The sequence below is a fragment of the Caballeronia sp. LjRoot29 genome (assembly GCF_964252755.1).
Taxonomy (GTDB): Bacteria; Pseudomonadota; Gammaproteobacteria; order Burkholderiales; family Burkholderiaceae; genus Caballeronia.
Window position 1 is genome coordinate 117213 of record NZ_CAXUPU020000009.1, and the last position, 17720, is coordinate 134932.

Below are 17720 nucleotides of genomic sequence, written 5' to 3' on the forward strand. Positions count from 1 at the left end.
GCATCCGTGACGGGGTGGAACACCCGCTGCGTGACGAATGCGCAGCGTTTCATGCAGGCATGCACGGTACACAGGAACTCAAACCTGCGCGCACTTCACCTTCGTACTTCGATCAATTTAATTTCAGGGAATTCGCCAGTGTCTACGCTCATCTGCGGCTCGCTTGCCTACGACAACATCATGACTTTCCAGGGCCGCTTCGGCGACCACATCCTGCCGGACCAGGTGCACCAGTTGAACATCAGCTTCCTCGTCCCCACGATGCGGCGAAATTTCGGCGGCTGCGCGGGCAACATCGCCTACGCGCTGAAGCTGCTCGGCGGCGACGCAAAGATCATGGCGACACTCGGCGAAGCCGACGCCCAGCTTTATCTCGATCGATTCGACGCACTGGGTTTGTCGAGGGAATATGTGCGCGTGCTGCCCGACCAGCACTCGGCGCAATGCTTCATCACGACCGATCTCGGCAACAATCAGATCACCGCGTTCCACCCCGGCGCGATGATGGATTCGCACCTGAACCACGCTGGCGAAACCAAGGGCATCACGCTGGGCATCGTTGCACCGGACGGTGCTGACGGCATGCGTCAGCACGTCGAGGAACTGGCGGCAGCGGGCGTGCCCTTCGTCTTCGATCCAGGCCAGGGCCTGCCGATTCTCGAAGGTGTGGAACTTCGTCGCATGATTGAACTCGCCACTTACGTGGCAGTCAATGATTACGAGGCGAAATTGCTGAGCAACAAGACCGGCTGGTCGATCGAAGAAATGCTGAGCCGGGTGCAAGCGCTCGTGATTACGCGCGGCGAACACGGTGCGCAGATTTTGCACGCTGACGGTATCGAAGAAATTCCAGCCGTGACGGCGCGCAAAGTCGTCGACCCGACAGGTTGCGGCGACGCGTTCCGCGGTGGTTTGCTGTACGGCATCGAGAACAAGCTGGGCTGGGCAAAAACCGGTCGTCTCGCCAGCCTGATGGGCGCGCTGAAAATCGAACATCAGGGACCGCAGACGTATGCGCCCACCCGCGCCGAGATCAGCGAGCGCTTCGAACTGGCTTTTGGTTCGGCACTCTAACGGTTTTGGTCCGTGCCGTGCAGGAGGTCGAAATGAGCGCGATTGAAATGAGTCATTGAAGCGGATTTGGGCGATGCTTGGGGCAATGACGTGCTCTAGCAGGCTGTTGGCCTTTTCGGGCAACAGCCTGCTGTAATTTTGTGGAGTGAAGAATGAAGATGACAAGTCGTATGGCGCTGGCAGCAGCGCTGATTAGTACCGTCGCCATGACGGGATGCGCCCATAACAGCAGTTCGCCCGACGTCTACACCGCGTCGCAAGCCCAGCGCGAAGAGACGGTCCGCATGGGTACCGTCGACAGCGTGCGCGGCGTGAAGATCAGCACGAACAACGGCCAGCCTAGCGGGCTTGGCGCTATCGGCGGCGGCGCACTGGGCGCAGTGGCAGGCAGCGCGCTCGGCGGTGGGCGTGGCTCGATCGTGACAGGCATCATCGGCGGGATCGCGGGTGCAGTGGCCGGCAATGCGGTCGAAAACGGCGTCGCCACCCAGAACGGACTGGAGATCACCGTGCGCCTCGATAACGGCGACATGCGTGCCATTACGCAAACCGCGACCGGCGAAGTGTTTCAGGCGGGTGAGCGCGTGCGGTTGTTGTCGAGCGGTGGTGTGACGCGAGTGACACACTAACGGATGAACAACGTGCCGGCGTGATTGCATCGATCATGCTGGGGAAGCAGAAAAGCGCACGCGCCTTCGGGCGCATGCGCTTTTTTTTCATCGATGTGTCTGGTGTGCCTCAGGTGTCTTTTGATACGTGTTTGCTGAGAGACCCGCCGCTGCTTCACACCCTCTCCCCATCTGACAGCCGATAAAAAACCCGCTGCCGGCTATCGCCGGGAGCGGGTTTGGACCGCGTAGCACTACGCGGTCACGAGACACATCGCGTGTGTCGAGGCACTGCCGCAGTACTGTTACAGCCTGCGCTTACGGACGGCTGCCCGTCGGGAACGGCCATGCAGCGGCCGGATTCAACGCCGTCTTGACCGTTGCAGCCGGGGCCGGCGCTGCAGGTGTCGTTGCCGTCGTTGCCGGTGCTACAGCAGCCGTCTTCTTCGCAGCGGCAGCCTTCTTGGCCGGAGCCTTTTTAGCGACCGGAGCGGGTGCTGCAGCAGGAGCCGCAGCCGGTGCAGCAGCTACGGCAGCCTTCTTCGCAGCAGGGGCAGCCTTCTTGGCGGGCGCAGCCTTCTTGGCGGCCGCCTTTTTGGCAGGTGCCTTCTTAGCAGGCGCCTTTTTAGCAGCGGCCTTTTTAGCGGCAGCCTTTTTGGCAGGGGCCTTTTTAGCCGCAGCCTTCTTGGCAGGCGCCTTTTTAGCCGCAGCCTTCTTAGCAGGCGCCTTCTTGGCCGCTGCCTTCTTCGCCGGAGCCTTCTTGGCTGCAACCTTCTTCACTGCAACTTTCTTGGCCGCAACTTTCTTCGCCGGAGCCTTCTTGGCTGCTACCTTCTTGGTTGCAACCTTCTTCGCTGCAACCTTCTTCGCCGCGACCTTCTTCACTGCGACTTTCTTGGCTGCGACCTTCTTCACTGCAACTTTCTTGGCTGCCGGCGCCTTCTTCGCTACCGTTGCCTTCTTGGCAGCCGTTTTCTTAACAGCCGGTTTCGCTGCAGCTTTCTTTGCGACGGATTTCTTGGCTAATGCCATCATTTTCTCCTTCAGGTTTCAAGATGAGAGTCAGTTCAAACAACACCCTTCGTCAAAACCCGCTTCCCGCGTGGGCTTCTCAGGACGCACGCTGCGAAGCGGATTATTCATCGGCGTACGCTGATGGAGCCTGCTTACGCTAATGAATACGGCAAGGCGCGCGGTGCCACAAGGCACCGCGCGCCAAATTAAGTCAGCACCAGAAGAAGGTGCCGGCAATCGCTTGATCGGGCCGTCGGCGCTGCCGACGGCATATTTCGGGGGGAAGTTTGCCCGTCCCACTGAAGGGTCCGCAAAACGCCTGTCATCTTTTTGGGCTGTTAAGCCGCAAGGCGCACTTTGCATCAGGCGACCGTTCTCCTAAACCTGTTGGCCGGCGCGCGCGCAATCTTGATCGCACGCAATGGCGCCGGTTTGCCATTCATCCCGCATTCATCCTGCGCATTTGTCCCGCGCGTTTGTCCCGTCTACTCGGCGCCCGCTGCGGGCGCCCGGTCTTCATTTGATTCGTGCATCTGATGCGGGCGGCAATGCGTCCATTGCCGCCGGCTGACGTTGATTCGCTGACTGTCTTATTCCCAGGTCAGCGCGCCGCCCGTTTGATACTCAATCACTCGCGTCTCGAAGAAGTTGCGCTCCTTCTTCAAGTCGATCATCTCGCTCATCCACGGGAACGGATTTTCTTCGTTCGGGAACAGCGGGTCGAGGCCGATCTGCTGGCAACGACGGTTACAGATGAAACGCAAATAACTCTTGAACATGGAAGCATTCAGACCAAGCACGCCGCGCGGCATGGTGTCTTCTGCGTACCGGTATTCCAGTTCGACGGCTTCCTTGAAGATCTCGCGGATCTCCGCGCGAAACTCCGGCGTCCATAGTTGCGGCTCTTCCAGCTTGATCTGGTTGATCAGGTCGATGCCGAAGTTGCAGTGCATCGACTCGTCACGCAGGATGTACTGATACTGCTCCGCCGCGCCCGTCATCTTGTTCTGGCGACCCAGCGCCAGGATCTGCGTAAAGCCGACGTAGAAGAAGAGCCCTTCCATCACGCAAGCAAACACGATCAACGACTTCAGCAATTTCTGGTCCGCTTCAAGCGTCCCGGTCGTGAAGGCGGGATCGGTGAGCGTGTTGATGAACGGAATCAGGAACTCGTCCTTCGCGCGAATCGAGTCAACCTCGTGATACGCGTTGAAGATTTCGCTCTCGTCCAGACCCAGCGATTCGACGATGTACTGATACGCGTGCGTGTGGATCGCTTCCTCGAACGCCTGGCGCAGCAGGAACTGCCGGCACTCGGGCGCCGTGATGTGGCGATACGTCCCGAGCACGATGTTGTTGGCAGCGAGCGAGTCGGCCGTGACGAAGAAACCGAGGTTACGTTTCACAATCCGGCGTTCGTCGTCGGAAAGGCCGTTCGGGTCTTTCCACAGCGCGATGTCGCGCGACATGTTCACTTCCTGCGGCATCCAGTGGTTAGCACAACCCGCCAGATACTTTTCCCACGCCCACTTGTACTTGAACGGCACCAACTGATTCACGTCGGTCTTGCCGTTGATGATGCGCTTGTCCGCCACATTCACCCGCTTTGCACTGGCCGCCGCGATGTCGCTGGCGCTGGGTGCTGCGGGAGCAACGAAGTCGCTCGCAAAAATATTCGGTGCGGCTGATGTTTGATGAGCCGTTTGAAGAACGCCATGACCAGCGGCTTGCGTGGCTGCATGCGAAGTGACTGGAGCTGCAGCGCGCGATGCTTGGCTGACTGCTTGGCTGAAACCCGCAACCTGCCCCGCCGGGTTACGCAACGTGTTGTGTTGCGAACCATTCGAGGGAGTTACGGCAGTGGTCTCGTCATCCCAGTTGAGCATAAATTCTCACCATCAATTTAGATCGGTTTGTACCATCTTTCCATGAGCGATAAAAGAGCTTGCCCATAAAAATCCTGTTTTAGTGTTGACGCTGCTACTTGCATACAACACTTTGCGTTGAGCTCACTGCTTGAAGCTTCATGCGAAGTCTCTTTGAACGTGTTCGATGCAGTGCTTGCTCAGTGCTCCTTCAAGCTCTTTCAGTGTTGCTTTTGCTTGGAGCACTGCATCGTCCGGCTCTGCTGTGAATCGTGCTGCATGCTGTGTTGCGTTGGGTCTTACGTTAGGTCTTGCGCTGGATCTTGCGTGCGAAGTTAGCGTGGTCGTGAAGCGTGGAAACTAAAGTGGAAACGCAAGCGTGAGATCGAACAGCTTGCACTGCATGACTGCTTCGATAAAAACCCGGCGTGTCTCTCTCGCGTCTTTCGCGTTTCACTCACCTTCGCGACTCGTTCGAAGCGGTTGAAACAGCCTTCCGATCGTGAGCTTCGGCGCTTCGCTTCAAGCCACTTTTCGAGTGCGTCGCGGTGCTGAAAAATCCGTTGCACCGAGCTTGCGATTACACGTGTCTTGCAGCGGAAAAGAGTGGTCGGCGCGTCTCGTTTCCATGTCGAAAGTGTAGCACTCGATGCCGTCATCGCAAAGGCAAAACCACAAAATATTGGGTGTTCTACGCTCGTGACGACTACCTATAGTGCAAACGACTACGTCATGCAAGAGCTGATTTCGAGCGTGAAAATACGCTTTTGTAACCACTGGAAGCGTAGGCAGATCATCCGCCCGCAGTCGCTTGCACGCGGCCTCTCAACCTCGCTGACTGCGCAGCGGCGTCAGCAATTCGCGCAAGTTGTTGTGATCGATTTCGTGCATCAACGCGAGCAGCCGGCCAAGTTGTCCTGCAGGAAAACCCTCACGCGCAAACCATGCAAGATAGTGACCGGGCAGGTCCGCAAGCAAGCGATCCTTGTACTTTCCATAAGGCATTTTCTGCGTGACGAGACGCTGCAAATCTTCCGGGTCCATCGTCGTTCTCCTCGGGTTTTATCGTCGCTGAATGTCGCTTGCGCGTCGGTCATGTCGGCACTTCGCGATGTCGCTGTCATGATATCGATGCCATAATCCCAGCTTCCCGCCGCGAAGAGATCCCTTCCGTTCTCCATGTCGCTAGCCATCAAAGCTTTCGTTGCCCCTCTCATCGTCGCCTGCGCGATGTTCATGGAAAGCGTCGATGCCAACGTCATCGTCACCGCAATCCCCGAAATGGCCAAAGCATTCGGGCGCGATCCCGTCACGCTGAAGATCGCCGTCACCAGCTACGTGCTTGGCCTCGGGGTCTTCATCCCGATCTGCGGCTGGGTCGCCGACCGCTTCGGCGCGCGCACCATCTTCCGTCTCGCTATCGGCATCTTCGTCGCCGGCTCGCTCTTGTGCGCCGCGTCCACCTCGCTGATCCCGTTCACGCTCGCGCGCTTCGTGCAGGGCGTCGGCGGCGCGATGATGGTGCCGGTCGGGCGGATCATCATCTTCCGCTCGGTACGCCGCTCAGAATTCATCCGCGCGATGAACTACCTCTCGCTGCCCGCCATGCTCGGCCCCGCCGTCGGGCCGCTGCTGGGCGGCTTCATCACCACCTATCTGCACTGGCGCCTGATCTTCTTCATCAACATCCCGATCGGCATCCTTGGCATCTACCTGACGAACCGTTACATCGGTAATGCGCGCGAGCCGCATCCCGGACGGCTCGACTGGTTCGGTTTCTTTTTGTCAGCAAGCGGCGGCACATTGTTCCTGCTCGGGCTCTCGTTGATCGGCGGCGAGCTGGTCTCCAACCTGACCGCGACGAGCATGACGCTGGGCGGCGTGGCTTTTCTCATCGTGTATTTGCTGCACTCGCGACGCGTAAAAATCCCGCTTCTCGATTTGCGTTTCCTGCGTGTGCCGACGTTCCAGGCGAGCGTGATGGGCGGCTCGCTGTTTCGCATCGGCTTGGGCGCCGTGCCGTTCCTGCTCCCGCTCGCGATGCAGGAAGGGCTCGGCATGAGCGCGTTCAAGTCCGGCTCGATCACCTGCGCGTCTGCGTTCGGCGGCATGTTCATGCGCTCGCTCGCGTCGCGCGTGCTGCACCGGTTTGGCTTCCGGCAGACGCTGATGGTGAACGCGGCGCTGTCGGGTATTGCGATTGCCGCCTGCGGCATGTTCTATCCGGGAACGCCGACGTGGGTCATCTGGTCCGTCGTACTGCTGGGCGGTTTTTTCCCGGCGTTGCAATTCACGAGCCTCAACTCGCTGACGTATGCCGAAATCGAAAGCCGCGACGTGGGCCGCGCGACGAGTCTCGGGAGTTTTATCCAGCAAGTGTCGCTGGGGTTGGGCGTGACAATCGGCGGGATCGCGCTGCAGATTTCGCATGAGCTGCAGGGACATCCGCACATCGTCTGGTCGGATTTCTGGCCGGCCTTTGTGGTCGTCGGATTGTTCTCGTTCCTTTCGATACCGATTACCGCGAAGCTGGGACACGACGCCGGGCACGAGATATCGAGAGGCACGCGCGGGTGAAGCGGTGTGCGGGGCTTGGTTAAATGCGGTGACAGCACATCCAGCCCAAGCCCAAAAGCCGATTGCGGAAAGAGCAATTGCATCGGTCCCGTAAGCCGAATCTCAGGCTCTGCAAGCAACGGGAACTCAGCAACCACAAATACAAAAGGCCGGTTCCGAATTCGCCTGCCCTTTCCGCTGTGGAAAGAACCAACGTTTCGTACCGGCCGTCAATCCCACCGACTATCCGACTAGCGAGAGGCCGATTACATCGGCCTCTCGCCCATTACAACTTACTGGCAAGCCTCGCACTCGTCGAAGCCCGCATCGCCCGGACGCATCATGCAAACCGGACCATCGGCTTCCTGTTCCGCCGCAGTGGCAATCGCCGGCGCCGCAACCGCAGCGGCGTTGAAACCACCCGTCGACGATCCATGCGAACCCTGCGAACCGAAACCGTTGCCGTTCGCGCCTGAAGCACCGCCCTCGCCGTTCCCCGAATTACCCGACGGCACCGAGTTCAGCTGACCGTGAGCGACCGTCGACTTCTCGACGTGGGTGGCAGCCATCGTGCGGAGGTAGTACGTGGTCTTCAGGCCGCGCAGCCACGCCAGCTTGTACACCTCGTCCAGCTTCTTGCCCGACGCGCCGCCCATATAGATGTTCAGCGATTGCGCCTGGTCGATCCACTTCTGGCGACGCGATGCCGCTTCCACCACCCACGTAGCATCGAGTTCGAACGCCGTTGCGTAGATTGCCCGCAGGTCAGCCGGAACCCGGTCGATACGCGACAACGTGCCGTCGAAGTACTTCAGGTCCGAGACCATCACTTCGTCCCACAGGCCGCGTTCCTTCAGGTCACGCACGAGGTAATCGTTCACGACCGTGAATTCACCCGACAGATTCGACTTCACGTACAAATTCTGGAACGTCGGCTCAATACATGCCGACACGCCGATGATGTTCGAAATAGTCGCGGTCGGAGCGATTGCCACGCAATTCGAGTTGCGCATGCCGTAGGTGGCGATCCGCGAACGCAGCTCGGTCCAGTCCATCGACGCGCTGTCGTCCACTTCCACGTACCCGCCGCGGGCTTCGGCCAACAACTTCAGCGAATCCTGCGGGAGAATGCCGCGATCCCACAGCGAGCCGCGATAGCTCGAGTAACGGCCGCGCTCTTGCGCCAGTTCCGTCGATGCGTAGTAAGCGTAGTAGCAGACCGCTTCCATCGATGTATCGGCGAATTCGACTGCTTCCTTCGACGCATACGGCGTGCGCAGCAAGTGCAGGCAGTCCTGGAAGCCCATGATGCCCATGCCGACCGGACGATGCTTCAGGTTCGAATTACGTGCTTTGGCGACAGCGTAGTAATTGATGTCGATCACGTTGTCGAGCATGCGCATGGCGACGCTGACAGTGCGCTTGAGCTTCTCGTGGTCGAGCGCCAGCGTGCCGTCGGCCTGATTCTTCATGTGCGCGACGAGGTTCACCGAGCCGAGGTTACACACGGCGATTTCGGTGTCGCTGGTGTTCAGCGTGATTTCCGTGCACAGGTTCGACGAGTGGACAACGCCCACGTGCTGCTGCGGCGACCGGATGTTGCACGGATCCTTGAACGTGATCCACGGGTGACCCGTTTCGAACAGCATGCCCAGCATCTTGCGCCACAGTTGCGCAGCCGGAACCTTCTTGAACAGCTTGATCTCACCGCGTGCGGCTTTCTCTTCATACGCCACGTACGCTTTTTCGAACGGTGCGCCGAACAGGTCGTGCAGGTCCGGGCAGGTTGCTGGCGAGAACAGCGTCCAGTCGCCGCCTTCGTGAACGCGCTTCATGAACAGGTCGGGAATCCAGTTCGCCGTGTTCATGTCGTGCGTGCGGCGACGGTCATCGCCCGTGTTCTTGCGCAGTTCCAGGAATTCTTCAATGTCCAGATGCCACGTTTCCAGGTACGCGCAGACCGCGCCCTTGCGCTTGCCGCCCTGATTCACCGCGACGGCCGTGTCGTTCACGACCTTCAGGAACGGCACCACGCCTTGCGACTTGCCGTTCGTGCCCTTGATGTGCGAACCGAGCGCACGCACGCGCGTCCAGTCGTTGCCCAAGCCGCCCGCGAACTTCGACAGCAGCGCATTTTCCTTCAGCGCTTCGTAGATACCGTCGAGATCGTCGGCCACCGTCGTCAGATAGCACGACGACAATTGCGAACGGCGCGTGCCGGAGTTGAACAGCGTTGGAGTGGACGACATGAAGTCGAAGCTCGACAGCACGTTATAGAACTCGATTGCCCGCGCCTCGCGGTCAATTTCGTTCAGCGCCAGGCCCATTGCAACGCGCATGAAGAACGCCTGCGGCAATTCGATGCGCTTGGTTTCGTTGTGCAGGAAGTAGCGGTCATACAGCGTCTGCAGGCCGAGATAGCCGAATTGCAGATCGCGGTCAGCGTCGAGCGCGGCGCCCAGGCGCTTCAAGTCGTACTGCTGGAGTTTTTCGTCGAGTAGTTCCGCTTCCACGCCCTGCTTGATGAACAGCGGGAAATATTCAGCGTAACGCGTGGCCATTTCGCCTTGCGAGACGTCTTCTTCCAGGATTTCGCGACGGATGGTGTGCAGCAGGATACGCGCGGTGACCTGGCTGTACGCCGGGTCCTTTTCGATCATGGTGCGCGCGGCAAGAATGGCCGAGTCGTAGACTTGCGCCATCGGCACGCCGTCGTACAGGTTCTTCACCGTTTCCGCGACGATCGGGTCAGCGTTCACTTCGCTGCCGAGATTCACGCACGCTTCGTTGATGCGCGCCTTCAACGCGTCGAGATCCAGCGGATGCGACACGCCGTTATCGATCACGTTGATGCCCAGCGCGTTCGCGCGCGTTTCCGGTGCATGCGCGCGCTCTTGCGTGCGCTTCTCGCGATACAGCACGTATGCGCGCGCCACGTTGTGCTCGCCGCCGCGCATCAGCGCGAGTTCGACTTGATCCTGGATATCTTCGATATGAAACGTACCGCCGTTCGGACGGCTGCGAACCAGCGCCCGGACCACGCTTTGCGTCAGTTGTTCGACCAGCTCGCGCACGCGCGCCGAGCCTGCGCCCTGACCGCCGTTCACCGCAAGAAACGCCTTCGTCACAGCGATGGAGATCTTCGACGGCTCGAACGACACCACGGTCCCGTTGCGGCGGATGACTTTGTAGTCGGCCAGTGTGGCGTCCGGCGCGAGCGAGCTGTTGCTCGGCTGCTGACCCTGTACGCCGATGGGCCGCACGGAGGCGCCCTCGTAGGAAGTCGTGGCGTTGTCGGTGGTTTGCATGTGCAAATCTCCAGGTGTTCGATAGTGCGGAACGTCCGCGGATTGTTGAGATGCGTGCCGCGCGTGGTGGTCGCCTGATGCTGCTTTGTTGCTGCTCACTACTGCGTTTTCCTACCTTGCCAACCACGCACGACGATGAAATTGAAAACTGAAAATGGCTTTGCCGGGAAAATCGCCGGTGCCGTTCTTGCGTCTGGTCCAATGATTTTTCCATGGACCAGTACGCTTCAAACCGACGAAGACAACCTCTCTTGCGACGCCTGTTTGCCTCGGTCTTTCAAACTGCATGCCGACGTTTTTACGCGACAAATCAGTTGCTTATCCGGTGTTTTCTTCTATGGCCGGGAAAGCATACGGCGCCGGCTCTACGAGCGGGGCGCCGCTTGGACAACACAACATATAGTGCGAAATACGTCCCTGAGCACCAAGTATAGTGGCATTCCGCACAGTCTCAAAAACTTTTATTTGCTGAAGAATAGCCTTGGAGGGTTGACTTTTGAAATGCCAAAGTCAGATAAGGGATAGCGCGCCAAGGTGCCGGGAACACACGCAAACTCGCTGCAATGCAAAAAGAAAGCGGCGCGGATTCATTGGCAGCGATCAGGCATGGCTGGCGCCAATCCAGCGAACGATGGCAAGCCGCAGCGCGTCAAAATAGCTCACGTCGCTCAGTGACTCACTTGCAATCAAGGGCAAGCGAGCATCGAATCAAACGTCGGCGAGATAGGGAAAGTACCGAGGCGGAAGTTGTGTATCGCGTTGCAATCGCGACCATTCAAAGTACGGGCCGGGATCCGTTTTACGACCCGGTGCGATGTCCGAGTGACCGGCTAGTGCTTCGATCGGATAACGTCGGGTGAGCGCCTGGATTACATCGTTGAGCGACGTGTATTGCGCGTCCTCGAACGCACATCGATCACTGCCCTCCAGTTCGATGCCCACCGAAAAGTCGTTGCATCGTTCACGGCCGAGAAAGCTCGACACGCCCGCGTGCCATGCGCGCTCGTTGCACGACACGTACTGCTCGATGCGGCCATCGCGATGAATCACGAAGTGCGACGAGACCCGCATGCCGCGCAAGTGGTCGTAGTACGGATGTGCGTCGTGATCGAGACGGTTCTGGAAGAACTCAGTGATCGCGTTGCCGCCGAATTCATCGGGCGGCAAACTCATATTGTGAACCACAACGAGCGTGGGCTCGATCCCCCCCGGACGCGCTTCGAAATTCGGAGACGGCAGCTGCAGCGCCGCCGTGTACCAGCCGTCGGCATCGATCAGACCAGCCACGCTCATCGGGCGTCGCGGCCGGTGGGATGAGAGGCGTAGCGATGGGCGTGATCGGAACAACAGAAGCGATGCCCGGCCGCGACAATCGCTTCGCTACTCGGCGTATGCACGCCGCATTCGGCGCAGCGCACGAGGGCATCAGGGAGTTGCGGCGCGGAGCTCGAAGCCGATGGGCCACGAGAAGCGCGCGTGGCGCCTCCACCTTGTGGACCTGTTTGCGCGCCGGCGGGAGCCTGGGCGCGCTTGAGCTTCTTGAACAGCCACTGGCTCGCGAAGAACACAAAAATCAGCAGAAGAAGTTGGCGCATGATCTTACTAATAGTAGAGGCAACAAATGCCCGGGGTTTCGGCTAACCGCGTCAAACGACCGCTCGATGCAATAACACTTCAAACACGAAGCGGCTGCCCACATAAGCGAGCAGCAACGCGACGAACGAAGCGAGCACCCAGCGCAACGCGGCGCGACCGCGCCAGCCCGACACGCGGCGAGCGGTCAGCAGCGCGCCGAACATCAGCCACGACAAAATGGCGAACACGGTCTTGTGATCGAGTTTGAACGCTTTATCGACGAGTTGCTCGTTGAACGCGACCCCCGATATAAGCGTGAGCGTCAGCAGCACGAAACCCGCAGCAATCAGGCGGAACAATAATTTTTCCAGCGTGAGCAATGGCGGGAGGGTATCGAGCCAGCTCGACACCCAGCTATTCGATGTATGCCGCGTGCTCGTTCCGCGCATGTTCTGCAGACGCTTTTCGACCATCAGCATGAGGATGGCGTGAAGCGCGGCAATCGCGAACAGCCCGTACGCAATATTCGCAATCAGGAAGTGCAGCTTGAACATGGGCGCAGCGGCATACGGCAGCACGCGTACGCCGCCAAAAATCAGCGGCATGACCGAAGCCACGCAAGCTAGCGGCAGCACGAGCAAGCGCAAGCCGTCGAGCGGAAAGAAAAAGCTTTCTATCCAGTAGATGCCAGCGCCCAGCCAGAACATGGCGGAGAGTGCGAAGGCGAAACCGAACACCATCGCGTTCTGCGGAAAGATGGTGGTGTGCAGCAAGACGCCGTGTACGAGCAACGCGACGCCGAGCAACACGCGCCCCATCGCGCTCATGCCTGACGCCTTCGATGCCCGGCCGCGCCGCATGGAGTCGGCCATGCCGGGGTTCATTCCGGTCGTCATGCCACCCGCCAGGCGACCGCCCGCCGGCATGCCCGCCAGCGCCGGCTCGACGGCCGTGTTGCGATGCGCGCGCCAGCCAGCTACGGCAAGTCCGCCGTAGAGAAGCGCAGTGAGGGCATACAGTACAATATCCATGTTCGAAGTTTACACCAGGCCCTGAAGCCACGACGTCTTCCCCCTCTTGCCAGGTCGTCTTGAAGCAAGAGCCGCCAGGACGCCGGTACTCATACGCTCTCACACGCTCCCATGCTCGACACACTCACTACACGGATGGCGCGCGTCGTCAAGACGCTGCGCGGCGAAGCCCGGCTCACCGAGGCTAACACGCAGGAAATGCTGCGCGAAGTACGCCTGGCGCTGCTCGAGGCCGACGTCGCGTTGCCGGTCGTGCGCGAATTCATCGCGAAAGTGAAGGAGAAAGCGCTCGGCGAAGAAGTGCTGTCCAGCTTGTCGCCGGGTCAGGCTCTCGTTGGCGTGGTGCAGCGCGAGCTGACGGCGATCATCGGCGGGGATTACGAGGGTAAGGCCGTCGAGCTGAATCTCGCGGTCACGCCGCCGGCAATCATCCTGATGGCCGGCTTGCAAGGCGCGGGTAAAACCACCACGTCAGGCAAGCTCGCCAAGCTGCTGCGCGAGAAACACAAGAAAAAAGTGCTGACGGTTTCCGTCGACGTGTATCGTCCGGCCGCTATTCAGCAGTTGAAAACGGTGACCGAGCAAGTCGGCGCGGACTTTTTCCCGTCGGAGCCGGATCAGAAACCGGCCGATATCGCCCGTGCGGCGGTGGATTGGGCGAAACGCCATTTCCACGACGTGCTGATCGTCGATACGGCCGGCCGGCTCGGTATCGACGAAGCGATGATGAAGGAAATCGCCGAGCTTCACGCCATCCTGAAGCCCGCGGAAACGCTTTTCGTCGTCGACGCCATGCTCGGCCAGGACGCCGTGAACACCGCGAAGGCGTTCAGCGACGCGCTGCCGCTGACCGGTGTGGTGCTGACCAAGCTGGACGGCGATTCACGCGGTGGCGCGGCGCTTTCCGTGCGCCATGTGACCGGCAAGCCGATCAAGTTCGTGGGTGTTGCCGAAAAACTGGACGGGCTGGAAGTGTTCCACCCGGACCGGATGGCGAACCGGATTCTCGGCATGGGCGACATCCTTGCCCTGGTCGAAGAAGCGCAGAAAGGCGTGGACGGCGCGGCTGCGCAAAAGCTCGCCGATAAAGTCAAGAAAGGCGGCGATTTCGACCTGAACGACTTCCGCGCACAACTTGCGCAGATGAAGAACATGGGCGGTTTGTCGTCGTTGATGGACAAGCTGCCGGCGCAGTTCCAGCAGGCCGCGGCGGGCGCGAACATGGGCATCGCGGAAAAACAGATGCGCCGGATGGAAGGCATCATCAATTCCATGACGCTAGTGGAACGCGCGAAACCCGACCTGATCAAGGCGCAGCGCAAGCGCCGTATTGCAGCGGGCGCGGGCGTGCAGGTCCAGGAAGTCAACCGCATGCTCGCTCAATACGAACAGATGCGCGGCATGATGAAAAAGCTCAAGGGCGGCAATCTGCAGAAAATGATGCGCGGCATGAAGGGCATGATGCCCGGCATGCGTTGAAGTTTTTGGTCTCGGCCCAGCTTCGATTTTTTTGGCCCGCGTTTCGTTGAGGAACGCGGGTTTATTATGTGGTGGCGCGCGCTCTGCGCCTCGTTTCCCTTTTGTAGCTCTACACCCTCGCCGCCTGCCCTATGAATCGCGAAGAAGCACTCCACATTTTCAGCCACTCCGAAGAGATTGTTTCGGCGCAGGACGTGACCGCGTCGATCGAAAGCATGGCGAAAGCCATCGGAGCGAGCACCGGCGAAGAGTTTCCGCTTGTGCTGTCCGTCATGGGTGGCGCGGCCGTGTTCACCGGCATGCTGCTGCCGCATCTCGACTTTCCCCTTGAGTTCGACTACATCCACTTGACGCGGTATCGGAACACGACCAAAGGCGGCGACAAGATGGAATGGCGCGTGGCGCCGGCGGAAGCGGTGAAAGATCGCGTGGTACTGGTGCTCGATGACATCCTGGATGAAGGCGAGACCATGGCCGCTATCCGCGACCGCATCATGGCCATGGGCGCGAAGAAATTCCTCTCAGCCGTGCTGTGCGAGAAGCTCATCAATAAAGAGAAGCCGTTGCGGCCGGACTTTTGCGGCTTCGAAGTGCCGGACCGGTATGTGTTCGGCTGCGGCATGGACGCGAAGGGATACTGGCGCAACCTGCCGACCATCCGGGCGCTGACGGAAGGCGCGTGATGTGTCGCTGAGGATTGAGGTGCGGCGATTGGCCGCGTCAGCTACCTAGCGGTGAACGCAAGGCACCGAAGATTAAAAGGCCGTTTCAACGTAAGTTGAAACGGCCTTTGTACTTTCATCGTCCGGAACATCTTCAGTCAGCTCAGCTACTCGCAGCCAACTGATGCACAAACGTCCGTATTCCGGTGAGGATCATTTCCACCGATATCGCGACCAGCACCAACCCCATCAGCCTTTCAAACGCCGTGACCGCGCGTTCGCCCAACCAATGCTGGATCTTCTCGGCCAGCACCAGCACGACCGCGCAGACCATCATGGTGACCGTCAGCGCGCCGACCCATTCCCACATCTGCCCGGGTGCCTGCGATGTCAGCAACATCACCGTCGCCAGCGCCGACGGACCGGCCAGCGCGGGAATGGCCAACGGCACGATCAGCGGTTCGCCACCGCGTGAATCACCGCCCATCGGACCATCGGGATGCGGAAAAATCATGCGCAGCGCGATCAGGAACAGCACAATCCCGCCGCCCAGCCGCAACGATAAATCCGTCAGGCTCATCGCGCGAAGAAAGCGGTCGCCGACCAGCATGAACACCAGCAAGATCCCAAAGGCGATGGCAACTTCCCGCAAGATCACCACCCGCCGGCGTTCCTTTGCCACACCACGCAATGCGTTGATGAAGATCGGGATATTGCCGAGCGGATCGGTGATCAGGATGAGCAGCACCGTCGCCGAGAGGAAGTTGTACTGCACGTTACTGGGCCACTCCACGGGCCAATGCAGCGCGCACCTTCTCGATCACGATGTTGGCCGCGTCGTCCACCGGCAGCAATGTAGCTTCAGCGTCGCGTCGTGCCTGGTATTCGAGCTTGCCGTCCTTGAGTCCGCGGTCACCAATCACCAGCCGGTGCGGCACGCCAATGAGTTCCCAATCAGCAAACATGACGCCGGGGCGCTCGCCGCGATCATCGAGAACCACGTCGATGCCCGCAGCCTGCAGCGCCGCGTAGAGCTTGTCGGCTTGCTCGCGAACGGCGTCGCTGCGGTCGTAGCCCATCGGGCACAACACGACTTCGAACGGTGCAATCGATTCCGGCCAGATGATGCCCTTGGCGTCGAAATTCTGTTCGATCGCAGCGCCCAAAATGCGCGTGATACCAATGCCGTAGCAGCCCATTTGCATGGGCGCGGGCTTGCCGTTTTCATCGAGGAACGACGCACCCATGGCATCCGAATACTTCGTGCCGAGCTGGAACACGTGACCCACTTCAATGCCGCGGCAAATTTCCAGCGTGCCCTTGCCGTCCGGCGACGGATCGCCGGCCAGCACATTGCGGATGTCCGCCACGACCGGTTCCGGCAGATCACGTCCCCAGTTCACGCCGGTGGTGTGATAGTCGACTTCATTCGAGCCCACCACGAAATCGCTCATGTTCGCGACCGTCCGGTCCGCGATCACCTTGATCGGCTTCTTCGTATTGAGCGGGCCGAGATAACCGGGCGGCGTGCCGAATGTATCGATAATTTCAGCTTCGGTAGCGAAGCGATAACCCGCCAGACCTGGCTGCTTGTTCGCCTTGATGTCATTCAGCGAATGGTCACCGCGCAACATCAATAGCCAGATGGTCGGCTCGGCACCTTCGTTTTCCGTCGCGAGGATGATCGACTTGATCGTGCGTTCCAGCGGAATGTTCAGCAGTTCCGCGACCGCTTCGCACTTCGCCTTGCCCGGCGTGGCCGTCTTCTTCATCTCTTCGGCAGGCGCCGGGCGCGTTGCATTCAGCGGCAGCGCATCGGCGGCTTCCACGTTTGCGGCGTAATCCGAGGTCGGGCAATACGCGATAGCGTCTTCGCCGGTATCGGCGATCACGTGGAATTCATGCGAACCGCTGCCGCCGATCGAGCCGTTATCGGCCGCGACCGCGCGGAATTCCAGGCCAATACGCGTGAAAACACGCACGTAGGCATCGAACATCTTCTTGTACGACTCGGCGAGGCTCGCCTGGTCGCGATCGAAGGAATACGCGTCCTTCATGATGAATTCGCGCCCGCGCATCACGCCGAAACGCGGCCGGATTTCATCGCGGAACTTGGTCTGGATCTGGTAGAAATTGACCGGCAGTTGCCGGTAGCTCTTGATCTCGCGCCGCGCGATGTCCGTCACCACTTCTTCGTGCGTCGGTCCGAGCACGAAGTCGCGGTCATGGCGATCCTTGATACGCAGCAATTCCGGACCGTACTGGTCCAGGCGTCCCGATTCCTGCCAGAGTTCGGCCGGTTGCACGCCGGGCATCAACAATTCGAGCGCGCCGGCCCGGTTCATTTCTTCACGCACGATCGCTTCCACCTTGCGAATGGAACGCAGGCCGATAGGCAGATAGCTATAGATACCGCCTGCCACGCGGCGAATCATGCCCGCACGCATCATGAGTTGGTGGCTGACGATTTCCGCGTCGGTGGGAGCTTCCTTCAGGGTGCTAATAAAGAAACGGGATGCTTTCATTCAAAAATTTTCCAATGCGGGAG

Annotated in this window: 15 protein-coding genes; 5 read left to right on the forward strand and 10 right to left on the reverse strand. The window is 59.7% G+C overall.

The window, feature by feature from the left end; genetic code table 11:
- Nucleotides 1–138 precede the first annotated feature (138 nt).
- Nucleotides 139–1074 carry a carbohydrate kinase family protein gene (locus ACSQ83_RS13190; protein ID WP_436228433.1) on the forward strand — a complete coding sequence of 312 codons (936 nt, stop codon included), beginning with the start codon at nt 139–141 and terminating at the stop codon, nt 1072–1074.
- A gap of 152 nt (nt 1075–1226) precedes the next feature.
- Nucleotides 1227–1703 (forward strand): glycine zipper 2TM domain-containing protein, encoded by a 477-nt coding sequence (locus ACSQ83_RS13195; protein ID WP_436228434.1) that lies wholly within the window; start codon nt 1227–1229, stop codon nt 1701–1703.
- Nucleotides 1704–2000: 297 nt separating this feature from the next.
- On the opposite strand, the gene ACSQ83_RS13200 is transcribed toward ACSQ83_RS13195, so the two are convergent.
- The 4 genes from ACSQ83_RS13200 to ACSQ83_RS13215 form a co-directional block, all read right to left on the reverse strand.
- Nucleotides 2001–2714, reverse strand: coding sequence for a histone H1-like repetitive region-containing protein (locus tag ACSQ83_RS13200; RefSeq protein ID WP_436228490.1), 714 nt, complete (start codon nt 2712–2714; stop codon nt 2001–2003).
- 30 nt (nt 2715–2744) lie between these two features.
- Nucleotides 2745–3059 (reverse strand): hypothetical protein, encoded by a 315-nt coding sequence (locus ACSQ83_RS13205; protein WP_436228435.1) that lies wholly within the window; start codon nt 3057–3059, stop codon nt 2745–2747.
- A 227-nt stretch (nt 3060–3286) separates the two neighbouring features.
- Entirely contained in the window at nt 3287–4582 is a 1296-nt protein-coding gene (locus tag ACSQ83_RS13210) for a ribonucleotide-diphosphate reductase subunit beta (protein WP_299717101.1), read from the reverse strand.
- Between the two features lie 804 nt (nt 4583–5386).
- Nucleotides 5387–5605, reverse strand: coding sequence for a DUF3820 family protein (locus ACSQ83_RS13215; protein WP_436228436.1), 219 nt, complete (start codon nt 5603–5605; stop codon nt 5387–5389).
- Between the two features lie 135 nt (nt 5606–5740).
- Here ACSQ83_RS13215 and ACSQ83_RS13220 point away from each other — a divergent pair, with 135 nt between their 5' ends.
- Entirely contained in the window at nt 5741–7138 is a 1398-nt protein-coding gene (locus ACSQ83_RS13220; protein ID WP_414967444.1) for an MFS transporter, read from the forward strand.
- A 272-nt stretch (nt 7139–7410) separates the two neighbouring features.
- Here the strand turns inward: ACSQ83_RS13220 and ACSQ83_RS13225 are convergent, their stop codons facing one another.
- From ACSQ83_RS13225 to ACSQ83_RS13240, 4 genes are all read right to left on the reverse strand, one after another.
- The gene (locus tag ACSQ83_RS13225) at nt 7411–10425 is read right to left on the reverse strand and encodes a ribonucleoside-diphosphate reductase subunit alpha (RefSeq protein WP_436228437.1); all 3015 of its coding nucleotides are present in this window, start codon (nt 10423–10425) and stop codon (nt 7411–7413) included.
- 708 nt (nt 10426–11133) lie between these two features.
- Entirely contained in the window at nt 11134–11718 is a 585-nt protein-coding gene (gene ampD / locus ACSQ83_RS13230) for a 1,6-anhydro-N-acetylmuramyl-L-alanine amidase AmpD (RefSeq protein ID WP_436228438.1), read from the reverse strand.
- Nucleotides 11715–12020, reverse strand: a complete 306-nt coding sequence (locus ACSQ83_RS13235) for a PP0621 family protein (RefSeq protein WP_436228439.1) — start codon at nt 12018–12020, stop codon at nt 11715–11717. Before ACSQ83_RS13235 ends, ampD begins: the two co-directional genes overlap by 4 nt.
- A gap of 51 nt (nt 12021–12071) precedes the next feature.
- Nucleotides 12072–13031 carry a cytochrome C assembly family protein gene (locus ACSQ83_RS13240; protein WP_414949600.1) on the reverse strand — a complete coding sequence of 320 codons (960 nt, stop codon included), beginning with the start codon at nt 13029–13031 and terminating at the stop codon, nt 12072–12074.
- Nucleotides 13032–13142: 111 nt separating this feature from the next.
- Here ACSQ83_RS13240 and ffh point away from each other — a divergent pair, with 111 nt between their 5' ends.
- Both ffh and ACSQ83_RS13250 read left to right on the forward strand, forming a co-directional pair.
- Entirely contained in the window at nt 13143–14510 is a 1368-nt protein-coding gene (gene ffh, locus ACSQ83_RS13245) for a signal recognition particle protein (protein WP_414949601.1), read from the forward strand.
- 131 nt (nt 14511–14641) lie between these two features.
- Nucleotides 14642–15193 (forward strand): hypoxanthine-guanine phosphoribosyltransferase, encoded by a 552-nt coding sequence (locus tag ACSQ83_RS13250; protein WP_299713931.1) that lies wholly within the window; start codon nt 14642–14644, stop codon nt 15191–15193.
- Between the two features lie 142 nt (nt 15194–15335).
- Here the strand turns inward: ACSQ83_RS13250 and ACSQ83_RS13255 are convergent, their stop codons facing one another.
- On the reverse strand, nt 15336–15947 hold the full coding sequence (locus ACSQ83_RS13255) for a MarC family protein (protein ID WP_414949681.1): 612 nt from the start codon (nt 15945–15947) through the stop codon (nt 15336–15338).
- Between the two features lies 1 nt (nt 15948).
- Complete coding sequence (locus ACSQ83_RS13260) at nt 15949–17697, reverse strand: proline--tRNA ligase (RefSeq protein WP_436228440.1); 1749 nt, start codon at nt 17695–17697, stop codon at nt 15949–15951.
- Nucleotides 17698–17720 lie beyond the last annotated feature (23 nt).

Bases quoted from the DNA above. Each gene is read 5' to 3' on its own strand.
- ACSQ83_RS13195 (WP_436228434.1), top strand. From the start codon at position 1,227: ATGAAGATGACAAGTCGTATGGCGCTGGCAGCAGCGCTGATTAGTACC.
- ACSQ83_RS13200 (WP_436228490.1), bottom strand. From the start codon at position 2,714: ATGGCATTAGCCAAGAAATCCGTCGCAAAGAAAGCTGCAGCGAAACCG.
- ACSQ83_RS13235 (WP_436228439.1), bottom strand. From the start codon at position 12,020: ATGCGCCAACTTCTTCTGCTGATTTTTGTGTTCTTCGCGAGCCAGTGG.
- ACSQ83_RS13205 (WP_436228435.1), bottom strand. From the start codon at position 3,059: ATGCAAAGTGCGCCTTGCGGCTTAACAGCCCAAAAAGATGACAGGCGT.
- ACSQ83_RS13210 (WP_299717101.1), bottom strand. From the start codon at position 4,582: ATGCTCAACTGGGATGACGAGACCACTGCCGTAACTCCCTCGAATGGT.
- ffh (WP_414949601.1), top strand. From the start codon at position 13,143: ATGCTCGACACACTCACTACACGGATGGCGCGCGTCGTCAAGACGCTG.
- ACSQ83_RS13250 (WP_299713931.1), top strand. From the start codon at position 14,642: ATGAATCGCGAAGAAGCACTCCACATTTTCAGCCACTCCGAAGAGATT.
- ACSQ83_RS13240 (WP_414949600.1), bottom strand. From the start codon at position 13,031: ATGGATATTGTACTGTATGCCCTCACTGCGCTTCTCTACGGCGGACTT.
- ACSQ83_RS13260 (WP_436228440.1), bottom strand. From the start codon at position 17,697: ATGAAAGCATCCCGTTTCTTTATTAGCACCCTGAAGGAAGCTCCCACC.
- ACSQ83_RS13215 (WP_436228436.1), bottom strand. From the start codon at position 5,605: ATGGACCCGGAAGATTTGCAGCGTCTCGTCACGCAGAAAATGCCTTAT.
- ampD (WP_436228438.1), bottom strand. From the start codon at position 11,718: ATGAGCGTGGCTGGTCTGATCGATGCCGACGGCTGGTACACGGCGGCG.
- ACSQ83_RS13225 (WP_436228437.1), bottom strand. From the start codon at position 10,425: ATGCAAACCACCGACAACGCCACGACTTCCTACGAGGGCGCCTCCGTG.
- ACSQ83_RS13220 (WP_414967444.1), top strand. From the start codon at position 5,741: ATGTCGCTAGCCATCAAAGCTTTCGTTGCCCCTCTCATCGTCGCCTGC.